The sequence below is a fragment of the Haloarchaeobius sp. FL176 genome, from assembly GCF_024609245.1.
Classification (GTDB): Archaea; Halobacteriota; Halobacteria; order Halobacteriales; family Natrialbaceae; genus Haloarchaeobius.
Genome location: NZ_JANJYH010000025.1, coordinates 1 through 3,076, shown reverse-complemented (window position 1 = coordinate 3,076; position 3,076 = coordinate 1). Strand labels below are relative to the sequence as shown.

1 rRNA gene is annotated in these 3,076 nt (G+C 56.5%); it reads left to right on the top strand.

Annotated features, from left to right (window positions below):
• Positions 1-74 precede the first annotated feature (74 nt).
• Positions 75-2,998, top strand: a 23S ribosomal RNA gene (locus NO978_RS19700).
• The last annotated feature ends 78 nt before the right edge of the window (positions 2,999-3,076 follow it).

Below are 3,076 nucleotides of genomic sequence, written 5' to 3'. Positions count from 1 at the left end.
CGTTATGACACCGTGTGTACGCGCAATCCAGGCGTCCACTGGACCATTCCGGGTCACAGTGAACGTCCCATATATTAACGTGGCTACTCTGCCACCTGATGGATAGCTCGGCTCAAGAGCCGACGAAGGACGTGCCAAGCTGCGAAAAGCTCCAGCAAGCCGCACGGAGGCATCGAACTGGAGATCTCCTAATGGGAATCCCCACCGCAATTGCTTCGCGCAATGGGGAACACCGGAAATTGAAACATCTCAGTACCGGTAGGAAAAGAAAGCAATACGCGACATCGTTAGTAACCGCGAGTGAACGCGATCCAGTCCAAACCGAAGCCCCTTACGGGCAATGTGGTGTTCGGACTGACACTCATCGCTCGAACCCTTCTGTGAACTCTCCTGGAACGGAGGATGATACAGGGTGACAATCCCGTAACAGAAAGAAGTACAGCGTGCGTCAGCTCCAGAGTACCGAGGGTTGGATATCCCTCGGGAACAACGCGGGCATCGACCGCGAAGACTCAGTACTCCTTGAGACCGATAGCGAACAAGTAGCGTGAGCGAACGCTGAAAAGCACCCCACAACGGGAGGTGCAATAGGGCTTGAACCCAGGTGGCGATAGAGCGACGGGGCATACAAGGCCCCACAGAAAACGACCGAGACGCGAGTCTCCAGTAGGAACTGTGGGGAGCCGATGTTCCGTCGTGCGTTTTGAAAAACGAGCCAGGGAGTGCATCTGACCGGCAAGTCTAACTCGAGCATCGAGGCAGGCGTAGGGAAACCGATACGGCCGCAGCCCTCACGGGCCAGGGCCACCGTCTTCAAGGGCGGGGAGCCGACCGGATGCGACCCGAAACCAGGCGATCTATGCGTGGGCAAGGTGAAGCGTGCCGAAAGGCACGTGGAGGCCTGTTAGAGTTGGTGTCCTTCAATACCCTCTCGTGACCTACGTATAGGGGTGAAAGGCCCATCGAGCCTGGCAACAGCTGGTTCCAGTCGAAACATGTCGAAGCATGACCTCTGCTGAGGTAGCTCGTGGGGTAGAGCGACCGATTGGGAGACCCGCCATCGAGAGATGCCGGCCTCCCTGTCAAACTCCGAACCTACGAGCGCCACAGACGCAGGGAGTCCGGTGTGCGGGGTAAGCCTGTGCACCATGAGGGAGACAACCCAGAGCTGGGTTAAGGTCCCAAAGTATGGATTAAGTGCAACCGAAGGTAGTCTCGAGCCCTAAACAGCCGGGAGGTGAGCTTAGAAGCAGCTACCCTCTAAGAAAAGCGTAACAGCTTACCGGCCGAGGTTCGAGGCGCCGAAAATGATCGGGGCTCAAATCCATCACCGAGACCTGGCGACACCCCCCATAGGGGTGATTCCGTAGACTGGCGCTCCAGTCGGGTGGAAGCACGGCCGAGAGTTCGTGTGGACCGACTGGTGACGATAATCCTGGCCATAGTAGCAGCGATAGTCGGGTGAGAACCCCGACGGCCGAATGAGCAAGGGTTCCTCGACAATGCTGATCAGTCGAGGGTTAGCCGATCCTAAGTCACACCGTAAGTCGAATGTGACGACAGGGAAACTGGTTAATATTCCAGTGCTCACAGACAGTAAACACCGACGCCTTGGGAACAATCGAGCTGGGCTATCGCCCAGTCGAATTATGCAACTCCGTGGAAGCCGTAACGGCACGAAGCGGACGAACCATGAGATAGCGAAAGTCGATCGTACCTAGGGCCCGTGAAAAGGTAAGTCTGTGACTCGTACCAAGAACCGACACAGGTGCTCATGGCGGCGAAAGCCAAGGCCTGTCGGGAACAACCGACGTTAGGGAATTCGGCAAGTTAGTCCCGTACGTTCGCAATAAGGGATGCCTGCCTCGCAGAGAGGCAGGTCGCAGTGACTCGGGCGCTCCGACTGTCTAGTAACAACATAGGTGACCGCAAATCCGCAAGGACTCGTACGGTCACTGAATCCTGCCCAGTGCAGGTATCTGAACACCTCGTACAAGAGGACGAAGGACCTGTCAACGGCGGGGGTAACTATGACCCTCTTAAGGTAGCGTAGTACCTTGCCGCTTCAGTAGCGGCTTGCATGAATGGATCAACGAGAGCGCCACTGTCCCAACGTTGGGCCCGGTGAACTGTACGTTCCAGTGCGGAGTCTGGAGACCCCCAAGGGGAAGCGAAGACCCTATAGAGCTTTACTGCAGGCTGTCGCTGAGACACGGTCGCTAATGTGCAGGATAGGTAGGAGACGTTACACAGGTACCCGCGCTAGCGGGCCACCGAGTCATCACTGAAATACTACCCATTAGTGACTGTGACTCTCACTCCTGGCGGAGGACACCGGTAGCCGGGCAGTTTGACTGGGGCGGTACGCGCTTGAAAAGATATCGAGCGCGCCCTATGTCCACCTCATCCGAGTCGGAGACTCGGAGCAGAGCGCAAGAGCATACGGTGGGCTGACACTGTCCTTCACAACGAGGGACGGTGACGCGAAAGCGTGGTCTAGCGAACCAATTATCCTGCTTGATGCGGGAAATTGATGACAGAAAAGCTACCTTAGGGATAACAGAGTCGTCACCGGCAAGAGCACATATCGACCCGGTGGCTTGCTACCTCGATGTCGGTTCCCTCCATCCTGCCCGTGCAGAAGCGGGCAAGGGTGAGGTTGTTCGCCTATTAAAGGAGGTCGTGAGCTGGGTTTAGACCGTCGTGAGACAGGTCGGCTGCTATCTATTGGGGGTGTAACGGTACCTGACGGGAACGTTCGTATAGTACGAGAGGAACTACGAATGGTGACCACTGGTGTACGGGTTGTTCGAGAGAGCATGTGCCCGGCAGCCACGTCACACGGGGTAAGAGCTGAACGCATCTAAGCTCGAAACCCACCTGGAAAAGAGGTACCACTATGATCACCCGTAGAAGACGGGTTAGATAGACTCGGGGTGTGCGCGCCAAGGCAACGAGGCGTTAAGCCCGCGAGCACTAACAGATCATGCCATTAGTCATACCGCATACTGGGACCACCGAACTGTACTCGGAATGGTCCAGGCGCGAACTGGATTGCGCGAACACACGAGTGTAG